Here is a 24,016-nt window from a genome sequence, read left to right as displayed (position 1 = left end):
TCCCTACCGAGCGGGCGACGCACCGGTGCCGGATCCCGGCGCTGAGGGCACCCTCGGGCTTCAGGCACGTTCTCCGGCAGGGCTGGGTGGCGTCGCATCCGACCTAGTGGATGTTCTCGGCCATGGTGAAGATCGGCATGTACATGGCGATGAGGAAGAAGCCGACGATGCCGCCGAGCACGACCATCATCACCGGCTCGATCATCGACGTGAGGGCTGCCACGGCCGAATCGACCTCGTCGTCGTAGAAATCGGCGATCTTGCCGAGCATGGCGTCCATCGCGCCCGTGGCCTCACCGACGCCGATCATCTGGACCACCATCGCCGGGAAGACGCCAGTCTCGGCCAGCGGCTCCACGATGGTCTTGCCCTCGGCGATCTTGGTCCGCGTGTGGGTGATGGCCTTCTCGACGACGACGTTGCCGGCGGTCTTGGCCGTGACGTCGAGGGCGTCGAGGATGGCGACGCCGGACGAGAGCATGGTGCCCAGGGTGCGCGTGAAGCGCGCCACCGCGACCTTGCGGAGGAGCTCGCCGATAATCGGCATCTTGAGCATGGTGCGGTCGAAGGCCTCCCGGCCCTTCGGCGTCTTGATGGCCTTGAGGAAGGCGACCACTGCCGCGATCAGGCCGACGACGATGTAGAGGATCGCGTCCTGCAGCCAGTTCGAGAGGTCGATGACCAGCTGGGTGGGCCCCGGCATGGTGCCGCCGAAGTCCTTGAACATCTTCTCGAACGTAGGCGTGACGAAGAGCAGCAGCACGGCCACACACCCGATGGCCACGACGAGCACCACCGAGGGGTAGACCATCGCGCCCTTGACCTTGCTCTTCAGCTTCTCGGCCTTCTCGATGTAGACGCCTAGACGCTGGAGAATGGTGTCGAGGATGCCGCCCAGCTCGCCGGCGGCGACGAGCTGCACGTAGAGGGCGTCGAAGACCTTGGGGTGGTCGCCGAGGGCGTCGGCGAAGGTGGAGCCGGTCTCTACCTTCTCCTTCACCTCGCGCAGGACCCTCTTGAACTCCGGGTTGGGGTTCTGGGACGCGAGGATGTCGAGGCCCTGCACGAGCGGCAGGCCGGCGTCGATCATCGTCGAGAACTGCCGGGTGAAGATGACGAGCTCTTTGCGTGAGACGCCGCCGAGGCCCGGGATCTTGATGTTGATCTCGACGGGCTTCTTTTTCACCTTGACGGGCTGGAGGCCCATCTGGCGGAGCCGCATCTGCACCGACTCGAGGTCGGCGGCCTCCATCTCGCCGGACTTCTCCTCCCCGGATCGCGTCTTGGCGACCCAGGTGAAGGCGGGGAGCTTGGGAGCCTGCCTGGCAGGCTTTGCGGGCTGGCGCGCCGCTGCGGGGCCGGCCATGGGTTCACCTCCAAAGATGCGCGGACTCTATCAAAGCCGCCGGAGCTGCAAAGTTTATCGCGCCATCGGGCGCGCCGGAGCGCTGCCGGTGAGCATGTTGCGGAGCTCGTCGGGCTCGGAGGAGCGGCTCATGGCCTCGTCGACGGTGATCAGCCGCTTCTGCAGCAGGCCGAAGAGGCTCTGGTTGAAGGTCTGCATGCCGAACTTGGCCTGGCCGACCTGCATCTGCGAGTAGACCTGGTGGAGCTTGTCCTCGCGGATGAGGTTCCGGATGGCGGGGTTGGGGACCATCACCTCCGCGGCGAGGACCCGGCCGTTCCCGACGGCCTTGGGGAGCAGGTTCTGGGTGACGACTCCCTCGAGCACGAAGGAGAGCTGGGCCCGGACCTGGCTCTGCTGGTTGGCGGGGAAGATGTCGAGGATGCGGTTGATGGTCTGGATCGCCGAGTTGGTGTGGAGGGTGGCGAAGCAGAGGTGACCGGTCTCGGCGATGGTGAGGGCGGCCTCCACCGTCTCCCGGTCGCGCATCTCGCCGACGAGGACGACGTCGGGATCCTGGCGGAGGATGTACTTGAGCGCCTTCTTGAAGCTGTCGGTGTCGGCGCCGACCTCTCGCTGATTCACGACCGAGTTCTTGTGGGGGTGCAGATACTCGATCGGATCTTCGATGGTGATGATGTGCGCGTTCCGCTCGGTGTTGATCTTGTCGATGATCGACGCGAGCGTGGTGGACTTGCCGGAGCCGGTGGGGCCGGTGACGAGGACGAGGCCGCGCGGCTTCTCGGCCAGCGTGGAGACGATGGGCGGCAGGCCCAGGTCGGCGAAGCTCATCACCTTGAAGGGGATGGTTCGGAACGCGCCGGCGACGGCGCCGCGCTGCAGGAAGACGTTGGCGCGGAAGCGCGAGAGGCCCTTCACGCCGAAGGAGGCGTCGAGCTCGTTCTCTTCCTCGAACTTGTGCTTCTGCGCCTCGGTGAGGACCGAGTAGCAGATCTGCTTGGTCTCCACGGGCGTGAGCGGCGCCTGCTTGAGCGGCATGAGCTTGCCGTCGATGCGGAGCTGCGGCGGCGACGAGGCGGTGATGTGGAGGTCGGACGCCCCCTTCTCCACCATCTGCTTGAGGAGCTGATGCAGGTTGGCCACGTGGATTCTCCTCGAAGAAACTAGAACCGGTCGGGGGCGGTGTTGCCGACGACCTCTTCCATGGAGGTCATGCCCGCCTTCATCTTGTTGATGGCCGCCATACGCAGGGTGACCATGCCGAGGCGGATCGCCTCCTGCTTGAGCTCGGCAGTGGAGGCGCCGTTGATCACTAGCTCCTTGAGGCCGTCCCAGAACGGCATCACCTCGTAAATGGCGACCCGGCCCTTGTAGCCGCGCTGGTTGCAGATGCTGCAGCCCACCGGCTCGTAGACGGTGAAGCTGCCGATCTCCTCGGCGGAGACGCCGACGTCGAGGAGCGCCTGCTCGCCGACCTCCGCGGGCCTCTTGCACTCGGCGCAGAGCTTGCGGGCGAGTCGCTGGGCGAGGATCAGGTTCACCGACGAGGTCACGAGGAAGGGCTCGATGCCCATGTTGAGCAGACGGGACACCGTGCCGGGCGCGTCGTTGGTGTGGAGGGTGGAGAGCACCATGTGGCCGGTGAGAGCGGCCTTCACGGCGATCTCGGCGGTCTCGAAGTCTCGGATCTCGCCGACCATGATGATGTCGGGGTCCTGGCGGAGGAAGCTGCGCAGGGCGGACGCGAAGTTGAGGCCGATGTCCTCGTGCATCTGCACCTGGTTGATGCCGGCGAAGTTGAACTCGACGGGATCCTCGGCGGTGGAGATGTTGTCGGAGATCTGGTTGAGCTTGGCGAGGGCGGAGTACAGCGTGGTCGTCTTACCGGAGCCGGTGGGGCCGGTGACGAGGCACATGCCGTAGGGCCTCTCGATGGCCTCCATGAACCACGACAGCTGCTGCTCCTCGAAGCCCAGCCTGGTCATGTCGAGCTGGAGGTTCGACTTGTCGAGGAGGCGGAGCACGACCTTCTCGCCGAAGAGCGTGGGGCAGACGGAGACGCGGAAGTCCATCTCCTTGCCCTTGCCGAGCTTCAGCTTGATACGGCCGTCCTGGGGGAGGCGGCGCACGGCGATGTCCAGGTCGCTCATGATCTTGAGGCGGGAGACGATCGCGTTCTTGAGCTTGAACGGCGGCTTCATCACCTCGTAGAGCACGCCGTCGATCCGGTAGCGGACGCGGAAGTCCTTCTCGTAGGGCTCCACGTGGATATCGGAGGCGCCCTTCTTGATGGCGTCGAGGAGGATGAGGTTCACCAGGCGGACGACGGGAGCGTCGTCGGCGGCGCGCTCGAGGTCGCCGGAAGAGGCGTCGTCCTCGCCGTGCTCCACGGCGATCTCGCTCTCGTCGAAGCCCTCCATCACCTCCTCGTAGGAGGGCCCCTTGTCGGCGTAGTACTTCTCGATGGCCGCGCGGATGTTCGCCTCGGAGGCGACCACGGTCTCGATGTTGTAGCCGGTGAGGAACTTGAGGTCGTCGACGGCGAAGATGTTCGACGGATCCGCCATCGCCACGATCAGCGAGGCCCCGGCGCGGTTCACCGGGATCACGGAGTGCTTCTCGCAGGCCTCCCTGGGGATGAGCTTCAGGACCTCGGGATCGATCTCGAACTCCTTGAGATCGATCGACGGCACGCCGTATTGGCGGCTGAGGAAGTCGGTGAGCTTGGTCTCCTCGATCGCGCCGACCTTCAGGAGCGCGGAGCCGATCCTCTGACCGGACTTGCGCGCCTCGTCCTGCGCCTTCTGGAGCTGCTGGAGCGAGATGAGATTCTCGCGAACGAGAAGCTCCCCGAGCCTACCCGACATGTTCAAGAACCCCTTCCCGCCCGTGATTGAGGGGCGGCGAGTGTACGTTTGGTCCCGATACCCGTCAATTTGCGAACGCCCGCTGGACGGTGACGAGGGGCAGGTCCGCCTGGCGTCCGGCGATCGCCCTCGCCTCGTCGATGTCGAGGTGGATCCGCGCGACGAGCTCCTCCACCGAGGCGAAGCGCTGCTCCGCCCGGAGGCGCTGCAGGAAGGCCACCGCCATCCGCTTGCCGTAGAGGTTGGCGTCGACGTCGAAGAGGTGGACCTCGACGGTGAGCTCCTCGTCGCCGAAGGTGGGCTTGCGGCCGATGTTGGCGGCGCCGCCGACGGTGCCCTCCATGCCCTCGACCGCGACGCGGACCGCGTAGACGCCGGCTGCGGGGAGGAGCTCGGTGTCGGGAGCCACGTTGGCGGTGGGGACGCCGATCTTCGTGCCCCTCCCCCGCCCCGGTACCACCTCGCCGTCGAGGACGAAGGGCCTGCCGAGGAGGTCGGCCGCCGGGCCGACGCGGCCCTCGAGGACGAGCTCGCGGATCTTGCTGCTGCTCACCGCGAGGCCTTCGCGGGTCACGGCGGGGACGGTGTGGACCTTGGCGGAGGTGCCCGCGAGCCTGGCGAGGACGTCGGGCGTGCCGGCGCGGCCCTTGCCGAAGGTGAAGTCGTAGCCGACGACGATGTCCCTCGCGCCCATCCCGTCGAGGAGGTCGCGCATGACGAAGTCGTCGGGCGAGGTGCCGGCGTAGGCGCGGTCGAAGCGCTGGAGCACCACGGCGTCGAGCCCTTCGGCCTCGAGGAGCTGGAGCTTGCGCGGCAGGGTGGCGATGAGGGGCGGCGCGAAGTCGGGCGAGAGGATCTTCGCGGGGTGCGGCTCGAAGGTGAGGAGCACCGCCTTGGTGCCCCTGGGGCGCGACAGCTCTCTGGCGAGCTCGAGCAGGCGGTGGTGGCCGGGGTGGACCCCGTCGAAGTTGCCGATGGCGACGGCGCAGCCGTAGAGCTGGTCACGGGCCTGGGCGACCGAGTGGAAGACGTCCATGCGAACGGGGTACGCCGGCGCCATGGCGGCGTCAATGGGACTTGGGGAGCGGGGCCATTGGGGCCACACCCGGCGCGGCCTGCTTCGGCGCGCGGAGGCCGAGGGAGGTCTCGGAGATGCGCGCCTCGTCGAGGTAGCCGACGATCCGGCCGGCGTCGTCCACCACCGGCAGCTCCCGCAGCCCGTTGGCCACGAGCCGCTCGGCGGCGGTGCGCAGGTCGTCGTCCGGGCGGACGGAGACGAAGGGCCCCATCACGTCCGCGGCGACCGCCCAGCCGAAGGAGCCCGGCTCGCCGGCGAGCACCCGCACCGCGTCGGTGTTGATCATCCCCACGAGCGCACCGTCCGATCCCTGGACGGGGAAGACGTTCTGCGAGTCGGCCTCGCCGTGGATCCGGAGGATCTCGCTCGCCGGCGTGCTCGGCGCGAAGACGTGGTTGAGCCCGAAGGTCATGGCCTCGCGCACCTGGATCGACTCGAGGGCGGAGAGGAGCGCGTTCTCCCGGTGCACGGGAGAGTCACGCTCGGTGGCGGGCTGGGAGCCGTAGAGCGCGTGCCTGCGGAGCGCGACGAAGGCGATGCCCTGGGTGAGCATGAGGGGAACGAGGAGGTCGTAGTTCCCCGCGAGCTCGCAGACGAGGACCATCGCGCTCAGGGGCACGTGGGCGATCCCGCCGTAGAACGCGCCCATGCCCACCAGCGCGAAGGCGCCGGGGTCGATGGAGGGATCGCCGAGGAGGAGCTGGGCCGCCCTTCCGAAGGCGCCGCCGAAGAGGCCGCCGATGGCGAGGGAGGGAGCGAAGTCGCCGGCGCTGCCGCCGGAGCCGATCGTCAGCGAGGTGGCGACGAGCTTGCCGAGGGTCATCACGGCGAGGAGGAGGACGGCCGTCCATCCCTCGGTGAGCCACGAGGCCCCGGAGATCGCCACCTGCACGGCGCCGTAGCCGCCGCCCAGGATGCCGAAGCCCTGCCCCTGCGCGGGCACGTACCGGCCGGAGAGCACGATCACCGGCGTGATGAGCGCGCCCAGGGCGAGGCCGCCCACGGCCGGGTGGAGCCAGCGCGGCAGCGGCAGGCGCGCCACCGTCCGCCTCGCTACACGCAGCGCAGAGAGGAAGAGCACCGCCAGCAGCGAGCAGGAGAGCGCAAGGAGACCGTAGAGGACGAGGTGGCGCGGGATGAAGGGGAAGGAGCGCGCGTGGTGGAAGAGCGTGGCCTCGCCGAAGATCGAGGTGACCACCGAGTAGGCCACGACGCTCGCGAGCACGGAGGGCACCAGGGCGTCCGACTCGAAGCCGTCGCGGTAGAGGAGCTCGACGGCGATGAGGGCGGCGCCCAGCGGCGTGCGGAAGACCGCGGAGATCCCGGCGGCAATGCCGGCCAGGAAGAGGATGCGCCGCTCGCGGACGCTGACCTTGAGCACGTCGGCCACGAGGCTGCCGAACGCGCCCCCGAGCTGCATGGTGGGGCCTTCGCGGCCTCCGGAGCCTCCGGTGCCCAGAGTGAAGAGCGTCGCGAGGGGCTTGAGCCAGAGGACCCTCCGCCGGATCCGGCCGCCGCCGTGGTGGAAGGCGTCGATGGCGGCGTCACCCCCGCCGCCGAGGATCTCCGGGGCGAAGCGGGAGAGCCAGCCGGCGACCAGGCCGCCGAGGGCGGGCAGGAAGAGCAGCACCCAGGGCCGGAAGCGGCTCCACGAGGGAGCGGCGTCGTGGGCCTCGCCGTGGGCGAGCAGGGGGACGTAGCCCGCCCAGCCCTCGAGGAAGAGGCGCTGCGCCTGCTCGAGCGCCCAGAGGAAGGCGGCGCCTGCCGCTCCGGCGGCCAGGCCCACCAGCGCGGCGTGGGCGAGGGTCCGCCCCACCAGGCGCAGATCCACCGGCGCGTCGTCGGCGAGGAGCGCGGAGAAGATCCTGCGGTTCCGGCCGAGGAGCCAATCGTTGAGCTGGGTGGTGAATCGTCTGACGCCGGAGTCCACTTTCGATCTCAGCCACGGAACGGAGAACGTCTCCTAGCATTCCGGGCCCGGCGAGATAGATCCAAAATTCCTCGATCGGCGCGGCGGGCCCCGGGCATCCGCCACGGGCAGTCGCCCGCCTACCTGGCTGCCTTCAACGCCGCTGGGCCGAAGCCGTGGGGGAGGAGCTCGGCGAGGGTGAGGCGGCGCTCTTCGTCGCCAGGGTTGGCGAGGAGGATCGGGAGGTCGCTATCGGCGAGCTCGGCGAAGGTCTGGAGGCAGATGCCGCAAGGAGGCGCGGGTGGCGTGGACGAGGTGACCACGGCGGCGGCGAGGATCCGGCGGGCGCCGCGGGCGATGGCCTGGCCCACCGCGTTTCGCTCGGCGCAGAGGCAGACGCCGTAGGAGCTGTTCTCGACGTTGCAGCCGGCGTAGACCCTGCCGTCGTCGCCCAGGACCGCGGCGCCCACCTGGTATCGCGAGTAGGGAGCGTAGGCGCGCTGCCGTGCAGCGAGGGCGGCGAGGAGGAGCCGGCGCAGGTCGGCGTTGCGGACGGGCCTTCGAGTGGGGGCCTTGGCCTTGGCCGGGGCTTTGGCCGGGGCCTTTCGGGGGGCACGCGAGCTGGAGCGCTTGGTCGCCATGGCCGCGAACAATGGCAAGCGGCGCCGCGCTTCGCAACGCTCTGAAGCCGACCGCGCGACTCGGCGGAAGTGCAGGCGGGATCCTACGACGCCGCGGCAGGGAGGAAGGCCTCCAGCAGCGCCGAGAAGCGATCCGCAGCCTTGGCGGCGACGACTGCGACCTCGTCGTGGCGGAGGGGCTCGCGAGAGGCCCCGGCGGCGAAGTTGGTGATGCAGGAGATCCCCGCGATTCGCACCCCCATGTGGACGGCGGCGATCACCTCGGGGACGGTGCTCATCCCCACCGCGTCGGCGCCCAAGGTTCGCAGCATCTTGATCTCGGCCGGAGTCTCGTAGCTGGGGCCCCGCATGCAAGCGTAGACGCCGGTCTTGAGCTCGACGCCGGCGCCGCGCGCGGCGGCATAGAGCTTCGCGGTGAGGTCGGAATCGTAGGCCCGCGAGAGATCGGGGAAGCGCGTGCCGAGCCGATCGTCATTGGGCCCCACGAGCGGATTGGTCCCGGAGAGGTCGATGTGATCCGAGATCCGCATCAGGTCGCCGGGCCGGAGATCTGCGCGGATCCCGCCGGCAGCGTTGGTGACCACGAGCGTGCGGATCCCGGCAAGGCAGAGCGCCCGCGTCGGGAAGGCCAGCTGCCACGGCTCGAACCCCTCGTAGCCGTGGGCCCTGCCCTGGAGAGCGGCGACGGTGGTTCCGCCGAGCTTGCCGACCAGCAGGCGCCCCCGGTGGCCGAGCACGGAGGAGGCGGGAAAGCCGGGCAGCGCTCCATAGGGGATCGTGACCGCCGCCTCGAGACGATCGCCGAAGCCGCCGAGGCCGGAGCCGAGGATCACGCCCACCTCCGGCGACATGCCGCTCCGCTCGCGAATCAGGGCCGCTGCGGCCGCCAGGCGTTCGAAATGGTCCGTTGGGATGGGGCTCATGCGATCCGTTCGAGGACGAGGGGCGGCTGACGCGGCGCCTCCTCGGCGATGGTGAAGGCGGCGAGGAGCCGCGAGAGCGCATCTGCCGACGGCCGGCCATCGGGCAGATGCGCGATGGCGAGAGGCTCGCCCGGCTCCACCCGGTCGCCGACCTTGCGCTGGAGGACGAAGCCGACGGCGGGATCGATCGGGTCCTCTTTCCTCGACCGCCCGGCGCCGAGCGTCATCGCGGCGAGGCCGACCTCCTCCGCCTGAATCCCGACGACGTAGCCGGCGCTCGGGGCCCGAACGACCTCGGTGCGCGGGGCCCGGGGGAGGCGCTCGGGCTCGCGGACCACGCGTGGGTCGCCGCCCTGTGCCTCGACCAGCGCCTCGAAGGCCCTGAGGCCGCTGCCGTCGGCGATGGCCGCCCGGATCCGATCGCGGCCGCTCTCCAGATTCGCGACGGCCTCCCCGAGGACGAGCATCTCGGCGCCGAGCTCCACGGTGAGGTGCTCGAGGTCCTCGGGACCGCCTCCGCGAAGGACCTCGATCGACTCGACCACCTCGAGGGCGTTCCCGACGGCGCGGCCCAGGGGTTGCTCCATGCCGGTGAGGAGCGCGACCATCCGCCTTCCCATCTGGCGGCCGAGGTCGACCATCGTCCGGGCCAGCTCCCGGGCCTGCCCGAGGTCCTTCATGAAGGCGCCCTGCCCGACCTTCACGTCGAGCACCAGGGCGTCACACCCCTCGGCGAGCTTCTTGGAGAGGATCGAGCTGGAGATCAGCGGGATCGACTCCACGGTGGCGGTGGCGTCGCGGAGCGCGTAGAGCTTCCGGTCCGCCGGGGCGAGCTCCGCCGTCTGGCCGATGAGGGCCGCGCCGATCTCGCTCACCTGCCGCCGGAAGCGGTCGACGCCGAGCTCGACGCTGAAGCCCGGGATCGCCTCGAGCTTGTCGATGGTGCCGCCGGTGTGGCCGAGGCCGCGGCCGGCGATCATCGGGACCTTCACCCCGCACGCCATCACCAGCGGCACAAGCGGGATCGACACCTTGTCGCCGACGCCGCCGGTCGAGTGCTTGTCCACCTTGACGCCGGGGATGTCGGAGAGGTCGAGCACCTCGCCGCTCTCGAGCATCGCGCGGGTCCAGGCGGCGAGCTCGGCGGCATCCATGCCCCGGAAGAAGATCGCCATCAGCATCGCGGAGGCCTGGTAGTCGGGAATGTCACCTCGAGTATAGGCATCCAGGAAGGCCGCGATCTCCTCCTGCGCCAGGCGGCCTCCGTCCCGCTTCCGCTTGATCAGATCGTACGCGCGCATGGTCCTCCCTACGATGCCGACATTCCCGCGACAATCGCCACCGAGGCCGAGGCGCCGATCCGGTTCGCGCCGGCGGCGATCATCCGAAGCGCATCTTCCGTGGTCCGGATACCGCCCGAGGCCTTGACGCCGACGTCGTCGCCGACGAGGCGCCGAAGGAGCGCGACGTCGTCCGCCGTGGCGCCGCCGGGGCCGAAGCCGGTCGACGTCTTGACGAACGCGACCCCTGCCTCGACCGCGAGCCGGCACGCCCTCTCCTTCTGCTCCTGGTCGAGGGCAGCGCACTCGAGGATCGCCTTCACCGGCCACGGCCGCGCCGCCTCCACGACGGCGGCCAGGTCGCGGACGACCGCCGCGTCGTCGCCCCCTTTGAGCGCGCCGAGGTGGATCACGGTGTCGATCTCCCGGGCGCCGTGGCGCACCGCCCACGACGCCTCGAAGGCCTTCGCCTCTGCTGCGGCGGCGCCGGAGGGGAAGCCGACGACGGCGATGGGCAGCACGCCGCTCACCTCCAGCCGCGCCGCCACGAGGGGGATCCAGGAGGAGCTCACGCAGACCGTCGCGAAGCCATGGCTGCGGGCTTCCTCGCAGGTTCTCTCGACCTCGGCGGCGGTGGCGTCGGGCTTCAGGATCGTGTGGTCGATGAGAGCGGCGAGCTCGCGGGCCGTGCGCGGAAGCGTCAAGGAGGGTCCCCGTTCGGAATGGGCCCGCATCGTATGCTGTGCGGGATCGGGCCGCAATCGAGCCGAGCGCCGCGCCACGAATGCGATCGAGGGATGCCTCTCGTTGGCGCTACCGGCGGGCGGTGCCCATGCGCCGGGCCAATGAGCTGCGCGCCTGCTATCGTGCGCGCCGATGCGCTTTTTCCGTCTGTTCGCGTTGCTCCTGCTCCTCGCTCCCTCGTGGGCGTGGGCGGCGCCCCTCACGCTCGAGGTCTTCGACGTGGGACAGGGTGACGCGATGCTGCTCACCTCCCCGACGGGGAAGCGAGTCCTAATCGACGCCGGCCCTCCCGAAGCCGGTGAGCGGATGGCGAAGAGGCTTCGCGACCGCGGGATCGACGCGCTCGACCTCCTGGTGATGACCCACCCCCACCTCGATCACGTCGGGGGCGTCCGCGCGGCGATAGCGGCCGCCCCGCCCCGCCTGGTGCTCGACCCGGGGACGGACCATCCCACGCGGACCTACGAGCAGATCCTCGACGAGCTGCTGCGCCGGAAGATCCCCCTTCGGATCGCCCGGCGGGGCACGAAGATCGACCTCGGAGGCGGCGCTGTAGCGGAGGTGCTGGCGCCGCCTGAGCCGCGCCTCGGGGGCAAGCGTTCGGTGAACGCGAACTCGATCGTCCTCGCGATCCGCTTCGGGCAGATCGCATGGCTCCTCACCGGGGACGCGGAGCCGGAGACGGAGCGCTGGCTCCTTCGCGAGAGCGGGAGCTCGCTGCGCGCGGATCTCCTCAAGGTGGCGCATCACGGGAGCCGGCACTCGTCCACGGCCGAATTCCTTCGGGCGGTCGGGCCGCGAGACGCGATCGTATCCTGCGGGGCAGGGAACGACTACGGGCATCCGGCACCGGCAGCGATCGAAAGGCTCGAGCGCGCCGGCGCGAAGATCTGGCGCACCGATCGCGACGGGAGCCTGCGGGTGACCACCGACGGAAAGACGATGAGGGTCGAGAGGATCGAGACCCAGGGGAAGGCGGATGATTCGAGGAACCATCGACAGCATCGACGAAGGACTCGCCCGAATCGAGCTGGATGACGGCGGGGTCTGCACGCTGCCGGCTCGCTGTCTTCCCGCCGAGACCGCCGAAGGTGACCGGATCCTTCTCCAACTGGGGCGCGACGAGGCGGAGACCGCCGTCGCGCGACAGAGGCTCGCCGAGAAGCGGAACGCGCTGATCGACGGCGACGACGGCGACTTCGAGCTCTGATCCCGGGGCCTGCCTCGCGGCTTTCGGGAGGCTCGAGCGGGCCGCTACGGCGCCCCGCCAAACACGAGCCAGGCCATCGCGACGAGAAGGGCGACGAGGACCGCGGCGCTCACGCCCACGACGATTGCGCCACGGCGTGCGGGGACGGGAGGTTCTGCAGCCAGGGCCTCATCGCCGAAGTTGAGCGCGTCCAGGCTCGTGGAGTCGAGACCCGCATCACTTGGCGTGGACGACGATTCCTCCGCCGGTTCAACGTCGGTCGAATCGGACGGCGCCTCCTCGGCCACGTCCACAGCCGGTTCCACCTCATGATGGTCCGACGGCGACGCATCCGGGCGTACGGCGGAGAACCGCTCCCAATCCGGCATCCCCTCGTGCCAGACGAAGGTGAGAGGGCCGACGTCGCCGCGCTCGACGGCGTCGTGCAGCTCGCGATCCGACCACGGCCCGAGCTGTTCGCCGTCGACCATGGCGAACCACTCGAACCCGGCCTTGGGCCGAAGCCGGAGCACCGCCAAGAGCGCCGATGCACCGCTCTCCCGCGCTTCCTGCCGCGACGTCGCTCCGCCTTCGGCGACTTCGGGCTCCTTCCGAACCTCGGGCCTGGCCGAAAGGATCGCCGGTCCGTCGTCGACCGAGCGCGCGACCTCGACTTCGGCGGGCGCAGTCGCAGGATCGGCGTCCCTCGAGGAAGGGTCGTCGGGTTCGGCGGGGTCGATCCCAGGATCGGCCTCAATCGAACGGGCGATCTCGGGTTCCGCGGGGTCGAGCGCAAGTTCGGCGTCAATCGAACGCGCGACGTCGGGTTCGGCGGGAGGGCTCGAAAGAGGTCCAGTCGGAGCGACTTCAAGAGCAGGGGCGCGCTCGCCCTGGACGCTGATCGTGGCCCCGCACTTCCTGCAGCGGACCTTCAGCCGCTTCCCGAGCACCTTCTCATCGGCCAGATCGTAGCGGGAGTGACAGGTCTCGCATGCGAAGCGCATCGCGCGGGACTCTACAACAATCCGCCGCTCGAGCGAGGACCGCGAGGCGCTTGACTTCGCAGAATGGCGGATTCTAATTCCCCGACACTTTCGTCGAACACAGCGAGGCAAGGGAATCCTGATGAGCCCAGCGAAAGATCTCGGCACCCGGCACGAATGCTGGAAGTGCGGCGCCAAGTTCTACGACATGAACAAGCCTTCCCCTGCGTGTCCCAAGTGCGGCGCCGACCCGCGCGCGAAGCCCGCTCCGCCCCCGACGCCGAAGGCCGCCAAGCCCGCCCCTGCGCCAAAGCGCGCCAAGGTCGAAGAGGGCGAGGAGGCACACGAGCACGAAGAGGAGGAGTCCTTCGGCGAAGAAGAGGGCGCCGAGGAAGACGCCGAGGACGACGCCGAGGCCGAGCCCGAGGACGACGTCTTCTAACCGCCGGAACGCAGTGAATGGGGGCGCGGTTGGGAGGAGGGTCGGCCCTCCTCCCTCCGCAGATGCAGCAGCAGCAGCCGCAGCCGCGCGCTACCGCAGCCGGGCGAGCAACGACCGCGCCTCTTCGGCGAACTCGCCCTTGGGCGCGAGGCGGATGTAGCTCTCCAGCGACTCGATGGCCTGCTTCTGCTGCTCGCGATCGCGCTGACCCGCGGAGATCCGTCCGATCAGGAAGTACGGGGGCGCGTAGCTCTCGGAGGCCGAGATGGCCTTCGCGTAGCGCTCGAAGGCCTGCTGGACGTCGCGGTTCGGCTCCTCGTCGTAGGTGCGGCCGAGCTCGGTGAGCGCCAGCGCGAGGGTCGGGCCGGTGGCCGCCAGGCCGAGCTCCTTGAGCGCCTTCTCGAGCTCCTCGCGGGCCTTGGCGTACTCCTTCTTCTCCCTCCAGATCGCGCCGAGCTTGGCGCGGGCCTCGGGCATCTTGCCGCTCTCGACCTCGATGGCCCGCTCGTAGGCCTTCCGCGCCGCGTCGATCGACGGGACCGCGCGGTTGGCGTCGCCCAGCAGCACGTGGATGCGGCCGCTGTCGGGGAACGTAGCGAGGGCCTTCTCCAGCGCGGTCACCGCCTCCTTGGCGCCGCCGGGCTTGGCGAGCAGCGCTCTGGAGAGATCCACGTAGAAGCTCGCGCGCCGGGGCTCGATCTCGATGGCGCGGCGGATCTCCGCCACGGCCTCGTCGACGTTCTTCTCGCGCAGCAGGCGACGTCCCTTCATCAGCCGGATGTCGGGGTTGCCCGGGTCGAGGGTGAAGGCTTCGCGCTCCAAACGCGCCGCCTCGTCCGCCTGGTCGTGGGCGAAGAGGAGCTGGGCCCGCGCGAACTTCGCCAGGGCGAGCTGCCGCGCGGAGATGGAGCCGTCGGGAAGGTGGAGGACCTTGTCGATCTGGGACTCCGCCTCGCGGAGGAGCTTCTCCTGATCGGACTTGGGACGATCGATCTCGTTGGCGTCGAGGACGAGGAGCGCCTTGCCCAGGAGCGAGTCGGCGTGATCGCGATCGATACGGAGGGCCGAGTCGTAGAACGTCCAGGCGTCGGTGTCCATGGAGCGGCGGCGGTTGAGCTGCCCGAGGGCGGCGAGGACGCGCACGCTGTTCGGCTCGACGGCCTGGGCCTGCTTCAGCGAGGCGGCGGCGTTGTCGAGCTCGCCGGCCCACATCTGGATGGTCCCCAGCGTGGTGTAGAGCAGACCCGAGCGCTGGCCCGACTCCAGGACCTTGCCGATCGCCTCCTCGGCGCCCTTGGGATCGCCGTCGAAGAACTTGATGTAGGCCTCGGCGGCGACGATCCGGCCGTGGGACTCTCCGGCCTTCTTCGCCGCGGCGAGCTCCTCGCTCGCGCGCCGCTTGAAGTCGTCGCCGTCGCCCTGCTCGCCCCAGCGGAGCGCGTTGATGTACGCGAGGTAGGCGTGGGCCACGTAGTTGCTGCCCTCGAGCTCCAGGATCCGGTCAGCGGAGGCCGAAGCGGCCTTGTAGGACGCGTAGGTGTCCTTGCGGAGCTGCTCGTTGGTCTCCTCGAGGAGCTTGGCGATCTCCCGCTCGCGGGCCTCGCGCATCTTCGTGAGGAAATGCCAGCCGCCGAGGCCGGCGATCACCAGCGCCACGGAGACGACGAGGGTCAGGAACTGGCGGCCGGAACCCCGCCGCGGAGCGACGTCGTCGTCGTCCGTATCCCACGCAGACGGATCGAGGGCGGCCCTAGCGGCGGGCTTCGTCGCGGGCGTGCGGCCGTGATCGGTCGCCGGCGCAGCGGCAGCGCGGCCCGCATAGCTGGTGGCCTCGGCGGGCTGCGAAGCCGGCTGTCCGCCATTGGCGTTCGGGAAGACCGGGATGGGCGCCCCACCCTGCGCCGGGTGGAGCACGGGCGCGCCCTGCGTCGCGGGAGCCTGGACGGCGGCGGCCGGCTGCAACACCGGCGCGCCCTGCATCGCCTGGGGAGCCTGCACGCCGGCGGCCGGCTGCAACACCGGCGTGCCCTGCGTCGCGAGCGGAGCCTGCGCGGCGGGCGCCGGCTGTACTACCGGCGTCTGCATCGCCGGCGTCTGCACCACCGGCGTCTGCACCACCGGCGTCTGCACCGCGGGCGTGGGCGGCTTCAGCTCCACGCCGTTCTTCCGGGCCAGCTCTGCGACCGCCTCATCGGCCGGCGCCAGCGCGAGGGCCTTCTCGAGGAGGCTCCTAGCGCCTGCCGCATCGCCGCAATGGAAGCGGAGCTCGGCGCCATATCGGAGCGTCGGAACGTCCTCCCCGCCGACCTCGAGCGCCGCGTCCAGCTCCTCGAGGGCGCGCTTCTCCCGGCCCTGCTCGCCGTAGACTCGGGAGAGGATTACCCTGGGAACCGGCGAAGTCGGATGCGCCCGCGCGCCGGCCCTCCCCACGACCATCGCCTCCATGTACCGGCCCATCGCGAGGTAGGCCTCGGCCAGGGGACGGTAGGCGTCGGAGGTGGGGTCGACGGCGAATGAATGCTCGAGCCCCGCCAGCTCGGCGGCGGAAGGCTTGGTCCCGGAGGTGGAATCGGCCATGGATCCTGGGCACTTCGACCGGCGTTCGATCGGCTGGTCGGTGGGCAGAGAGGCGAAAATTCGAGAAATTCTACCTAACAAGCAGGCCCTGGACTGTCAACGAAAGGACCGACTGCGCGCGGCTGCCTGCCAGCCCTGCCTTCGTGGTCTCCAGGGACGCGGAAGAAAATCTCGTCGAAATCCGTCTTGACGTGGACGGTTCGGATCGGTAGGTTCCGCGCACTTTCGAGGCGGTTCATTCCGCCCGATTCTGGGGCTGTAGCTCAGCTGGGAGAGCGCTAGAATCGCACTCTAGAGGTCAGGGGTTCGATCCCCCTCAGCTCCACCAAAATGACCCCGCGAATCCTTTGGGTTCGCGGGGTTTCCTTTTTCAGGCCCGGAAGCGCGGAGCACGGCGTCGGATACCCGTCTCGGCCGAGCGGACCGCGCCGCCCTGATCGAAGATTGAACCCATGTCGGGGGCTGACGGCATGGCGATCTACGACCCCAACGAGTGGCACGACTTCTTCCTCGCCGTTGCCGGTGGCTCCGCAGCGTTGACCGGCTTGCTCGTGGTCGCCATGTCGCTCCATCTGCGGATCATCCTGTCGGATCCCGCCCTGAGCCATCGCGCCCGCATGATCCTGGCGGGCCTGGCAGGCGCCTTCATGCGTTGCACGCTCGTCCTCATGGGGGGCCAAGGCGCAAAGGCTGTCGCGATCGAGCTCTTCGCCGTGTGCCTCCTCGTGGTGATTCTCGCCGGTTTCAGCTACGCGCCGATCTCGAGGCTCAACGCCCCGCACCGCTCGTTCCTCATCCGGGCAATTGGGAGCAACTTCTGCTACGGCGCAGAGATGCTCGGCGCAGTCCTGCTGTTCGTCGGGCATCCCTGGGGGCTCAACCTGGCGGCAGTCGCGATGATCACGAACTTCTTCTTCGTCTTCTCGGGCTCGTGGCTGCTGCTGCTCGGCGTTCGAACGGACGAGACGCTGTCGCCCGGTGGCGGTGGCGACGCCGACGAGGACTGAATACCCCGCATCAGCCGCGATGCTTCTGGTGCTCGATATCAGCCCGCGGCGCGGCTGAGCCGATCGCGGACGCCGTCCCAGGCGGCGCTGGCGGGGACCTCCTCTAGGAAGAAGTCGGTGGCGCCGGCGTCCTCCAGGGCGTGGAGCGCGCCGTAGAGCTGTCGCGCGAAGCCCGCGGGATCGTCGGGGAGCTGGAGCCAGGCGGCGACGCTCGCCCACTCGGGACGAGCGCTCCTGGCGATCACGCCGGCCCTTGCCCCTGGGCCGAGCCCGGCGAGGAGCCCGCCCAAGGACTCGGGGGAAGAGAACGAGCGCACTCGGCCGGCTGGGGCGTAGTGCTTGCGCGCCTGGCCGGGGGAGACTCTTGCGCTGGATTCCTCGGGCATCGCGGACGGATGCCCGAGCGGCCCGAACGAGCGCGAGAGCTCCTCTGCGCCCACGGCCCCGGGACGGAGGAGGACGGGGACGCTCCCGGTCAGGTCGAGGACGGTCGACTCGATGCCGATGGGCGTCGCGCCGCCGTCGAGGATCGCGTCGATCCGGCCGCCGAGGCTCTTCAACACGTGGGCGGCGGTGGTCGGAGAGATGGTCGTGTAGAGATTGGCGCTCGGCGCGGCGACTGGCGCGCCCACCTCTTCGAGGAGGGCGAGGGCGACCGGATGCGCGGGGATCCGGATGGCGACGGCGCCCAGGCCGGCCGTAATGGCATCCGGCACCGAGGGTGCCTTCTCCAGGACGAGCGTGAGGGGTCCGGGCCAGAAGGCCTCGGCGAAGGCCTGCGCACGATCGTCCCATTCGCGCACGAGGGCCTTCGCGGCCTCGATGCTCGCCACGTGCACGATCAGGGGGTTGAAGGACGGGCGGCCCTTGGCGGCGAAGATCCCGGCGACGGCGGCGGGGTCGAGGGCCAGCGCCCCGAGGCCGTAGACGGTCTCGGTGGGGAAGGCCACAAGGCGCCCCGCGCGCAGGAGCGACGCGGCCCGCGCGATCGCCTCGCGCCCATGCGATCCTGCGACCACGGAGAGGAGCTCGGTTTCCATTTCGGGCCCACTGTAGCGCTGGCGCCCTCCCCCGCAAATCGTTCCGCGAATCCGCGAGAGGTGGGTCCCCTTTGCGGCAGCCGGGTTTCTGCGTCCGGCGCTGCCCCGTTCGATTCTTCGAACCGCTTCTGCGACGCCGGCGGAGGAATGCTGCAGGCCCTTTCCAGGTTCGTGGTTGACGCTTGCCGCCCCGCCAGTCGGCTGTTACGACCGACCGCTGCCCTTCGACGCCCCCGCCCCGCGGAGCCGGAACTTGTCACCGAGATCGCTCCTCCTCGCCGGCGCCGCCGCGCTGATCCTGCCCGCCTCGTCCAAAGCGGATGAGCTGACCCTCGAGCAGTGCCGCACCACCGCCCGCCTCCAGCACCCCTCGGTGGCGCTCGCCCGCGCCCAGACGGCGGCGGCGACCGCCCGGGCAGCGATCGCGCTCTCCGGCTACCTGCCCGAGATCACGGCCGACGGCTCCTTCCTCGCCACCCGCGGGAGCGGCGGCGCCTCGCTGGGCACCGGACGGGGGCCCGGCGGCGCGCAGGTCACGCCTCCGATCTCGGGATCGAGGGGGCTCCTGGGGCCCGCCGACTTCGAGCTCTGGAGCGGCGGCTTCACGGTGCGTCAGGTCCTCTGGGACTTCGGCCGCACCACGAACCGCTACGAGGCCGCGTCGGCCGCGACCGACGAAGCGAGGGCCCAGGAGCAGGCGACCCGCGAGGCGGTCGACCTCGCCGCCGAGGCCACCTTCCGCGCCGCGCTGGCGTCGGAGGAGCTGGTAGCGGCGATGGAGGAGGCGAAGCGGCAGGCCGAGACACACCTCGCGCTGGCGAAGGGCCGCGCCGAGGTCGGGCTCCAGGCGCGCTACGACGTGAGCCGCGCGGAGGTGGAGGTGGCGGACGCCGAGTACCGGCTGATCCAGGCCACGAACGCGCGCAATCTCTCCCACGCAAGCCTCGCGAGCGCATGCGGCTACGACGAGCTCCCGGAGGGCACCGCCCTGGTCCCCGCGCCGCCTCGCACCCTAAGTGAAGTCCCGTCTCTCGCTGCGGCGGTGGAGGAGGCCGGGCAGAACCTCCCGGAGGTCCGCGCCGCGGCGCTGGCGGTCGAGGTGGCGGCCCAGCGCCTCGACGGCGCGTGGTCCCAGATCCTCCCGAGCCTGGGCGCGACGGGCAACGTGGGTCTGCGCGGCACGTCGCTGGACCAGCTCGAGCCGGGCTGGACCGCCACGGTGAGCCTGAGCATCCCGATCATCGCGGGCGGCGCCGACCTGGGCGGGATCCGGGAGGCCCGCGCCAATCTGGCCGCCGCCCAGGCGAACCAGGACGCGATCCTCCGAGCGTTGCGGCTGGACGTGCAGAGCGGGATGATCGCGGCCGACGAGGCGCGCGCCCGCCTGGCGGCGTCGCAGAAGCGCGAGGCGGCGGCGAAAGAAGGGATGCGCCTCGCCGAGGGGCGGTACCAGACCGGACTCGGGAGCGTGCTGGAGCTCGCGGACGCCCAGGCCACGCTGGCCTCGGCCCGCGCCGATCGCGTGCGCAGCGCGCTGGACCTCTCGGTGGCGTCGGCCTACCTCGAGAGGCTGCTGGGCCGATGGAGCGACGAGAGATGATTCGCGTGTTTCCCATTGTGATCGCCCTCCTCCTCGCGCTCGCGGGCTGCTCGAAGAGCGAGCCGGTCCAGGCGCGGCCGAATGGTCCCGTGCAGGTGCACGCGCTGACGGTGCAGCCGGAGCGCGTGGAGCGGATCGTGGAGCTCACGGGCCGCCTCGGCGGCGCGGAGGAGGTCACGGTCTCGGCGGAGGTCGACGGCCGCGTGGAGAAGGTCCTCGCGGACCTGGGCGACAAGGTCGCGCTCGGCGCGCCGCTGGTCCAGATCGACGCCTCGGAGCTCCGGCTCCGCGAGGCGCAGGCCGATAGCGACTACCTCCAGAGCCTGGCGAAGCTCGGCGTGGAGGCCGCGCGCCTCGATCGATTCGAACCGGAGGCCCAGGCGGACGTGAGGCGCGCGGAGGCCGATCTCGCCGAGGCCCGGCGCAACCTGGAGCGCGGCGAGGAGCTGATGAAGCGCGGTCTCCTCGCCGAAGGGGAGCTCGACACCCTCCGCACGCGCGAGCGGGTGGCGACGGCGTCCCAGCAGAAGGCGCTCGAGGACGCGCGCTCGAGCTTCGCCCTCGCCAAGGGGCGGCGGGCGTCGCTGGGCCTCGCGCGCAAGAAGCGCCTGGACTCGACGATCACCTCGCCGGTGGCGGGCTCGGTCGCGAAGAGGATGGTGGCCCTCGGCGAGTACGTGAAGGCCGGTCAGGCCGTGGCGGTGGTGGTGGTCACGGACCCGCTGAAGCTCCACGGCGAGGCCCCCGATCGCTACGCGGGCCAGCTCCACCGCGGGATGCCGGTGGACGTGGAGCTCGACGTTGCGGGCCTCGGCGCCCACACCGGCGAGGTCGCGCGGGTGGGCCCGCTGGTATCGGCCACGTCGCACACCTTTCCCGTCGAGGCCCTGTTCCAGAACGCGGACGGGACGCTCAAACCCGGCCTCTTCGCCCGGGCGAAGATCCGCGTCGGCGCGGACGAAGAGGTCTTCGCCGTGCCGGAGACGGCGATCTCGTCGGTTGCCGGCGTGACGAAGGTCTTCGTGATCGAGGACGCCAAGGCCCGGTCTCGGGCGATCACCGTGCTCCGCAAGCGCGACGGCGACGCCCTCCTCCAGGGAGAGCTCAAAGCGGGCGATCGCGTGGTGCTCACCGGCATCGCGAGGATGTACGAGGGCGCCGAGGTGCAGGTGATGGACGCTCCCGCGGAGGCCGCGGCGCCGAGGAGCGGGAATTGAACCTCTCCGAGGTCAGCGTCCGGAGGCCGGTCTTCGCCACGATGATGTCGGTGGCGCTCGTGGTCGTCGGCGCCATCTCCTACGGGAAGCTCGGCGTGGATCTCCTCCCCAAGGTGGAGATGCCGGTGGTCTCGGTCTTCACCTCGCTGCCGGGCGCCGGCCCCGAGGAGATCGAGAGCGCGATCACCAAGCCCATCGAGGAGCAGCTCAACACCATCGCGGGCATCGACGAGCTGATGTCGGTGAACCGCGAGGGCTTCTCCTACATCCGCATCACCTTCACGCTGGATCGCCGCGTGGACGCCGCGGTCCAGGACGTTCGCGACAAGATCGGCGCCGTGTTGCGCCAACTCCCGGAGGGCACGGATCCGCCGTCGATCACCGCCTTCGACTCGGAGTCGACGCCGATCATGGCGGTCGCGATCTCGGGCCCGCAGAGCCTCCGGGAGCTCACGGAGTTCGCGGACACGCGGGTCAAGGACCTGATCGGGACCGCGCCAGGCGTGGGCCAGGTGAGCCTGGAAGGCGGCCGCAAACGCGCGGTCAACGTCGTGCTCGACACACAGCGCATCGCCTCCTACGGCCTCACCTCCGCCGACATCAAGCGCGCGATCCAGTCGCAGAACGTCGAGATCCCCGGCGGCCGGATCACCCGCGGCGAGCGGGAGGACGTGCTCCGGACGATGGCGCGCATCGAGGACATTCCCTCGTTCGAGCGGCTGATCGTCGCCAACGACCACGCGACCAACGCGCCGATCCGCCTGGGCGACGTGGCCCACGTGGAGGACGGGACGATCGAGCCGCGCGGCGTATCCCGGCTCAACCGACGCGAGGCCGTCACCCTCACGGTGCAGAAACAGAGCGGCGCGAACCTGGTGGAGACCGCGAAAGCGGTTGAGGAGCGGCTGGACATCCTCCGCGCGACCCTGCCCGCGGGCAGCGAGCTCCTGGTCCTGCGCGACAGCTCGATCTTCGTGAAGATGAGCGCGGAGGAGGTGCAGCACCACCTGGTCCTGGGCGGGATCCTCGCCTCGCTGATGGTGCTGCTGTTCATGGGGTCGCTGCGCTCCACCCTGATCGCCGCGGTGGCGATCCCGGCGTCGCTGATCGCGACCTTCGCGGCGATGAAGGCCTTCGACTTCACGCTGAACAACATCACCCTCCTCGCCCTCACCCTCGCGGTCGGGATCGTGATCGACGACGCGATCGTCGTGATCGAGAACATCCACCGCCACATGACCGAGCGTGGGATCTCCGCCATGCAGGCGGCGATCGATGGCACCCGGGAGATCACGCTGGCCGTCGCCGCCACCACGCTCTCGCTGGTGGTGATCTTCATGCCGATCGCCTTCATGACCGGCCAGATCGGTCGGCTCTTCAGCAGCTACGGCATCACCGTCGCGGTGGCGGTGCTCGTCTCCCTCTTCATTTCGCTCTCCCTCACGCCCATGCTGGCCTCGCGGTTCCTGAAGGAGGAGCACGCGGAGGAGCAGGCGCCGAAGACGGGCTGGCGCGCGATCCCCGATCGGATCAACCACTGGCTCGACAGCCGCTACGAGCAGCTGGTGGCGTGGTCCCTCGACCACCGGCTGATCGTGCTGGGGATCGTCCTCGGCTGCGTCGCGCTCACCGCGCCCCTCTTCGGCCTGGTGAAGAAGGACTTCCTCCCGGAGGACGATCAGAGCGAGTTCGAGATCACCATGGAGCTAGCGCCCGGCACGTCGTTCACCGCCGCCGATTCGCTCCTGAAGGAGATCGAGCCCCAGGTCGCGGCGCTGCCCGGCGTTAAGGACGTCCTCTCGTCGGTGGGCGACACTAGGGGCGGCTCCGGTTCCGCGACCCGCGCGAACCTCTACGTGGGCCTCGTCCCGATCGAGGAGAGGAAGCTCACCCAGAACGACGTGATGCTGAGGGCCCGGCGGATCTTCGCCGGCTATCCTGACATGCGACCCACGGTGCGCGCGATCAACACATCCGGCCTCGGCGGCGGCGGGTATGGCGGGAAGCTCAAGATGTCGATCCGGGGACCCGGCCTCGACAAGCTCGAGGAGTACCTGGCGAAGCTCCTCGGCGCCATGCGCGCCGAGCCGGCCTTCGTGGACGCGTTCAGCAGCTCCGCCGACCGGCTCCCGGAGGTGCGGGTCGAAATCGATCGCGCCAAGGCCGCGGATCTCGGCATCGACGCCCGCGCCGTCTCCGAGACCCTGCGGACGATGGTCGGCGGCGAGATCGTGAGCTCGTACCGCGACGGCGACGAGCGCTACGACGTGTGGCTGCGGCTCCGCGAGGTGGATCGCGCCAACCTTGAGTCCGTGGGCCGGATCCAGCTCCGCACCCGGAGCGGCGGCCTCGTTCCCCTGGAGGCGATCGCGCGACTCGAGGAGGCGAAGGGGCCGACGACGATCCTGCGGCTGGGCGGCATGCGCCAGGTCTTCCTCTCCGCGAACCCGGCCCCCGGCGTGGCGCTGGGAGACGCCGTCGCACGGGCCGAGCAGCTCGTCCAGCAGCTGAACCTCCCGCCGGGCTACGACGTCCTCTTCAGCGGCGACGCCAAGACCATGGCCGAGACGGCGACCGAGTTCGCCATCGCCCTCGCGCTGTCGATGGTCTTCGTCTACATGGTGCTCGCGGCGCAGTTCGAGAGCTTCGTGCACCCGATCACGATCCTGCTGGCGTTGCCCCTCACCCTCCCCTTCGCGCTGCTCTCCCTGGTGCTCACCGGCGAGAGCCTGAACGTGTACTCGGCCCTCGGCGTGTTCATGCTCCTGGGAGTGGTGAAGAAGAACGGCATCCTCCAGGTCGACTACACGAACACCCTCCGCAAGACGGGGATACCTCTCCGCCAGGCGATCCTCGCGGCCAACCGCGCCCGGCTACGTCCGATCCTGATGACCACGCTCACGCTGATCGCCGCGATGGTGCCGATGACGCTGGCGCAGGGGCCGGGAGCCGCGTCGCGGGGCTCGCTGGCCAAGGTCATCGTCGGAGGCCAGGCCCTCTCGCTCGTGATCACGCTGCTGATCGTCCCCGTGGCCTACGCCTTCTTCGACGAGCTCCAGGAGCGCCTGGCCGCCCAACGGGGGCGCTCCCGCCCGGAGGCGGATCCAGCTCTGGAGCCCTGAGGCCAACCGGCTCCGCCCCTGCATGTGCCCG

Annotated in this window: 19 protein-coding genes and 1 tRNA gene; 8 read left to right on the top strand and 12 right to left on the bottom strand. The window is 70.0% G+C overall.

Annotated features, from left to right (window positions below; genetic code table 11):
* Positions 1 to 103 precede the first annotated feature (103 nt).
* From pilC to deoC, 9 genes are all read right to left on the bottom strand, one after another.
* Positions 104 to 1,366: a type IV pilus assembly protein PilC gene (pilC, locus tag AKJ08_RS03380; RefSeq protein ID WP_050724766.1), complete on the bottom strand. Its 1,263-nt coding sequence runs from the start codon at positions 1,364 to 1,366 to the stop codon at positions 104 to 106.
* Between the two features lie 54 nt (positions 1,367 to 1,420).
* Entirely contained in the window at positions 1,421 to 2,509 is a 1,089-nt protein-coding gene (locus AKJ08_RS03375) for a type IV pilus twitching motility protein PilT (RefSeq protein WP_050724765.1), read from the bottom strand.
* Positions 2,510 to 2,529: 20 nt separating this feature from the next.
* On the bottom strand, positions 2,530 to 4,233 hold the full coding sequence (gene pilB / locus AKJ08_RS03370) for a type IV-A pilus assembly ATPase PilB (protein ID WP_050724764.1): 1,704 nt from the start codon (positions 4,231 to 4,233) through the stop codon (positions 2,530 to 2,532).
* Between the two features lie 64 nt (positions 4,234 to 4,297).
* Positions 4,298 to 5,269: a bifunctional riboflavin kinase/FAD synthetase gene (locus AKJ08_RS03365; RefSeq protein WP_050724763.1), complete on the bottom strand. Its 972-nt coding sequence runs from the start codon at positions 5,267 to 5,269 to the stop codon at positions 4,298 to 4,300.
* A 31-nt stretch (positions 5,270 to 5,300) separates the two neighbouring features.
* Positions 5,301 to 7,241 (bottom strand): chloride channel protein, encoded by a 1,941-nt coding sequence (locus AKJ08_RS03360; RefSeq protein ID WP_240475425.1) that lies wholly within the window; start codon positions 7,239 to 7,241, stop codon positions 5,301 to 5,303.
* Between the two features lie 119 nt (positions 7,242 to 7,360).
* Positions 7,361 to 7,861, bottom strand: coding sequence for a cytidine deaminase (locus tag AKJ08_RS03355; protein ID WP_082343372.1), 501 nt, complete (start codon positions 7,859 to 7,861; stop codon positions 7,361 to 7,363).
* A gap of 83 nt (positions 7,862 to 7,944) precedes the next feature.
* Positions 7,945 to 8,784 carry a purine-nucleoside phosphorylase gene (locus AKJ08_RS03350; RefSeq protein ID WP_050724762.1) on the bottom strand — a complete coding sequence of 280 codons (840 nt, stop codon included), beginning with the start codon at positions 8,782 to 8,784 and terminating at the stop codon, positions 7,945 to 7,947.
* Positions 8,781 to 10,085 carry a thymidine phosphorylase gene (locus tag AKJ08_RS03345; RefSeq protein WP_050724761.1) on the bottom strand — a complete coding sequence of 435 codons (1,305 nt, stop codon included), beginning with the start codon at positions 10,083 to 10,085 and terminating at the stop codon, positions 8,781 to 8,783. The genes AKJ08_RS03350 and AKJ08_RS03345 overlap by 4 nt, the downstream gene beginning before the upstream one ends.
* A gap of 8 nt (positions 10,086 to 10,093) precedes the next feature.
* Positions 10,094 to 10,768 (bottom strand): deoxyribose-phosphate aldolase, encoded by a 675-nt coding sequence (deoC, locus tag AKJ08_RS03340; protein ID WP_240475424.1) that lies wholly within the window; start codon positions 10,766 to 10,768, stop codon positions 10,094 to 10,096.
* A 172-nt stretch (positions 10,769 to 10,940) separates the two neighbouring features.
* Here deoC and AKJ08_RS03335 point away from each other — a divergent pair, with 172 nt between their 5' ends.
* Both AKJ08_RS03335 and AKJ08_RS03330 read left to right on the top strand, forming a co-directional pair.
* Positions 10,941 to 11,846: a ComEC/Rec2 family competence protein gene (locus AKJ08_RS03335; RefSeq protein WP_082342633.1), complete on the top strand. Its 906-nt coding sequence runs from the start codon at positions 10,941 to 10,943 to the stop codon at positions 11,844 to 11,846.
* Entirely contained in the window at positions 11,788 to 12,018 is a 231-nt protein-coding gene (locus tag AKJ08_RS03330; protein ID WP_050724758.1) for a DUF3006 domain-containing protein, read from the top strand. Before AKJ08_RS03335 ends, AKJ08_RS03330 begins: the two co-directional genes overlap by 59 nt.
* A 44-nt stretch (positions 12,019 to 12,062) precedes the next feature.
* Here AKJ08_RS03330 and AKJ08_RS03325 read toward each other — a convergent pair whose 3' ends face one another.
* A complete protein-coding gene (locus tag AKJ08_RS03325) occupies positions 12,063 to 13,112 on the bottom strand; it encodes a GYF domain-containing protein (RefSeq protein WP_157370445.1) in 1,050 nt (349 codons plus the stop codon).
* 10 nt (positions 13,113 to 13,122) lie between these two features.
* Between AKJ08_RS03325 and AKJ08_RS03320 the strand changes: the two genes are divergently transcribed.
* Positions 13,123 to 13,422: an FYDLN acid domain-containing protein gene (locus tag AKJ08_RS03320; protein WP_050724756.1), complete on the top strand. Its 300-nt coding sequence runs from the start codon at positions 13,123 to 13,125 to the stop codon at positions 13,420 to 13,422.
* 90 nt (positions 13,423 to 13,512) lie between these two features.
* Here AKJ08_RS03320 and AKJ08_RS03315 read toward each other — a convergent pair whose 3' ends face one another.
* Entirely contained in the window at positions 13,513 to 15,999 is a 2,487-nt protein-coding gene (locus tag AKJ08_RS03315) for a tetratricopeptide repeat protein (RefSeq protein WP_050724755.1), read from the bottom strand.
* Between the two features lie 252 nt (positions 16,000 to 16,251).
* On the opposite strand from AKJ08_RS03315, the gene AKJ08_RS03310 reads away from it, so the two are divergent.
* Positions 16,252 to 16,327: transfer RNA gene (locus tag AKJ08_RS03310), tRNA-Ala, on the top strand.
* A gap of 124 nt (positions 16,328 to 16,451) precedes the next feature.
* Entirely contained in the window at positions 16,452 to 17,006 is a 555-nt protein-coding gene (locus AKJ08_RS03305; RefSeq protein ID WP_157370444.1) for a hypothetical protein, read from the top strand.
* A 38-nt stretch (positions 17,007 to 17,044) separates the two neighbouring features.
* On the opposite strand, the gene AKJ08_RS03300 is transcribed toward AKJ08_RS03305, so the two are convergent.
* Positions 17,045 to 18,046, bottom strand: a complete 1,002-nt coding sequence (locus AKJ08_RS03300) for an L-threonylcarbamoyladenylate synthase (protein WP_050724753.1) — start codon at positions 18,044 to 18,046, stop codon at positions 17,045 to 17,047.
* A 253-nt stretch (positions 18,047 to 18,299) separates the two neighbouring features.
* Here AKJ08_RS03300 and AKJ08_RS03295 point away from each other — a divergent pair, with 253 nt between their 5' ends.
* From AKJ08_RS03295 to AKJ08_RS03285, 3 genes are read left to right on the top strand one after another with little or no spacing between them, the layout of a single operon-like run.
* Complete coding sequence (locus tag AKJ08_RS03295) at positions 18,300 to 19,646, top strand: TolC family protein (RefSeq protein ID WP_050724752.1); 1,347 nt, start codon at positions 18,300 to 18,302, stop codon at positions 19,644 to 19,646.
* Positions 19,643 to 20,863 carry an efflux RND transporter periplasmic adaptor subunit gene (locus AKJ08_RS03290; protein ID WP_050724751.1) on the top strand — a complete coding sequence of 407 codons (1,221 nt, stop codon included), beginning with the start codon at positions 19,643 to 19,645 and terminating at the stop codon, positions 20,861 to 20,863. Before AKJ08_RS03295 ends, AKJ08_RS03290 begins: the two co-directional genes overlap by 4 nt.
* Positions 20,860 to 23,985, top strand: a complete 3,126-nt coding sequence (locus AKJ08_RS03285; RefSeq protein WP_050724750.1) for an efflux RND transporter permease subunit — start codon at positions 20,860 to 20,862, stop codon at positions 23,983 to 23,985. Before AKJ08_RS03290 ends, AKJ08_RS03285 begins: the two co-directional genes overlap by 4 nt.
* Positions 23,986 to 24,016 lie beyond the last annotated feature (31 nt).

This window comes from Vulgatibacter incomptus, assembly GCF_001263175.1.
Taxonomy (GTDB): domain Bacteria; phylum Myxococcota; class Myxococcia; order Myxococcales; family Vulgatibacteraceae; genus Vulgatibacter; species Vulgatibacter incomptus.
This window is presented reverse-complemented; position numbering and strand designations above follow the sequence as displayed.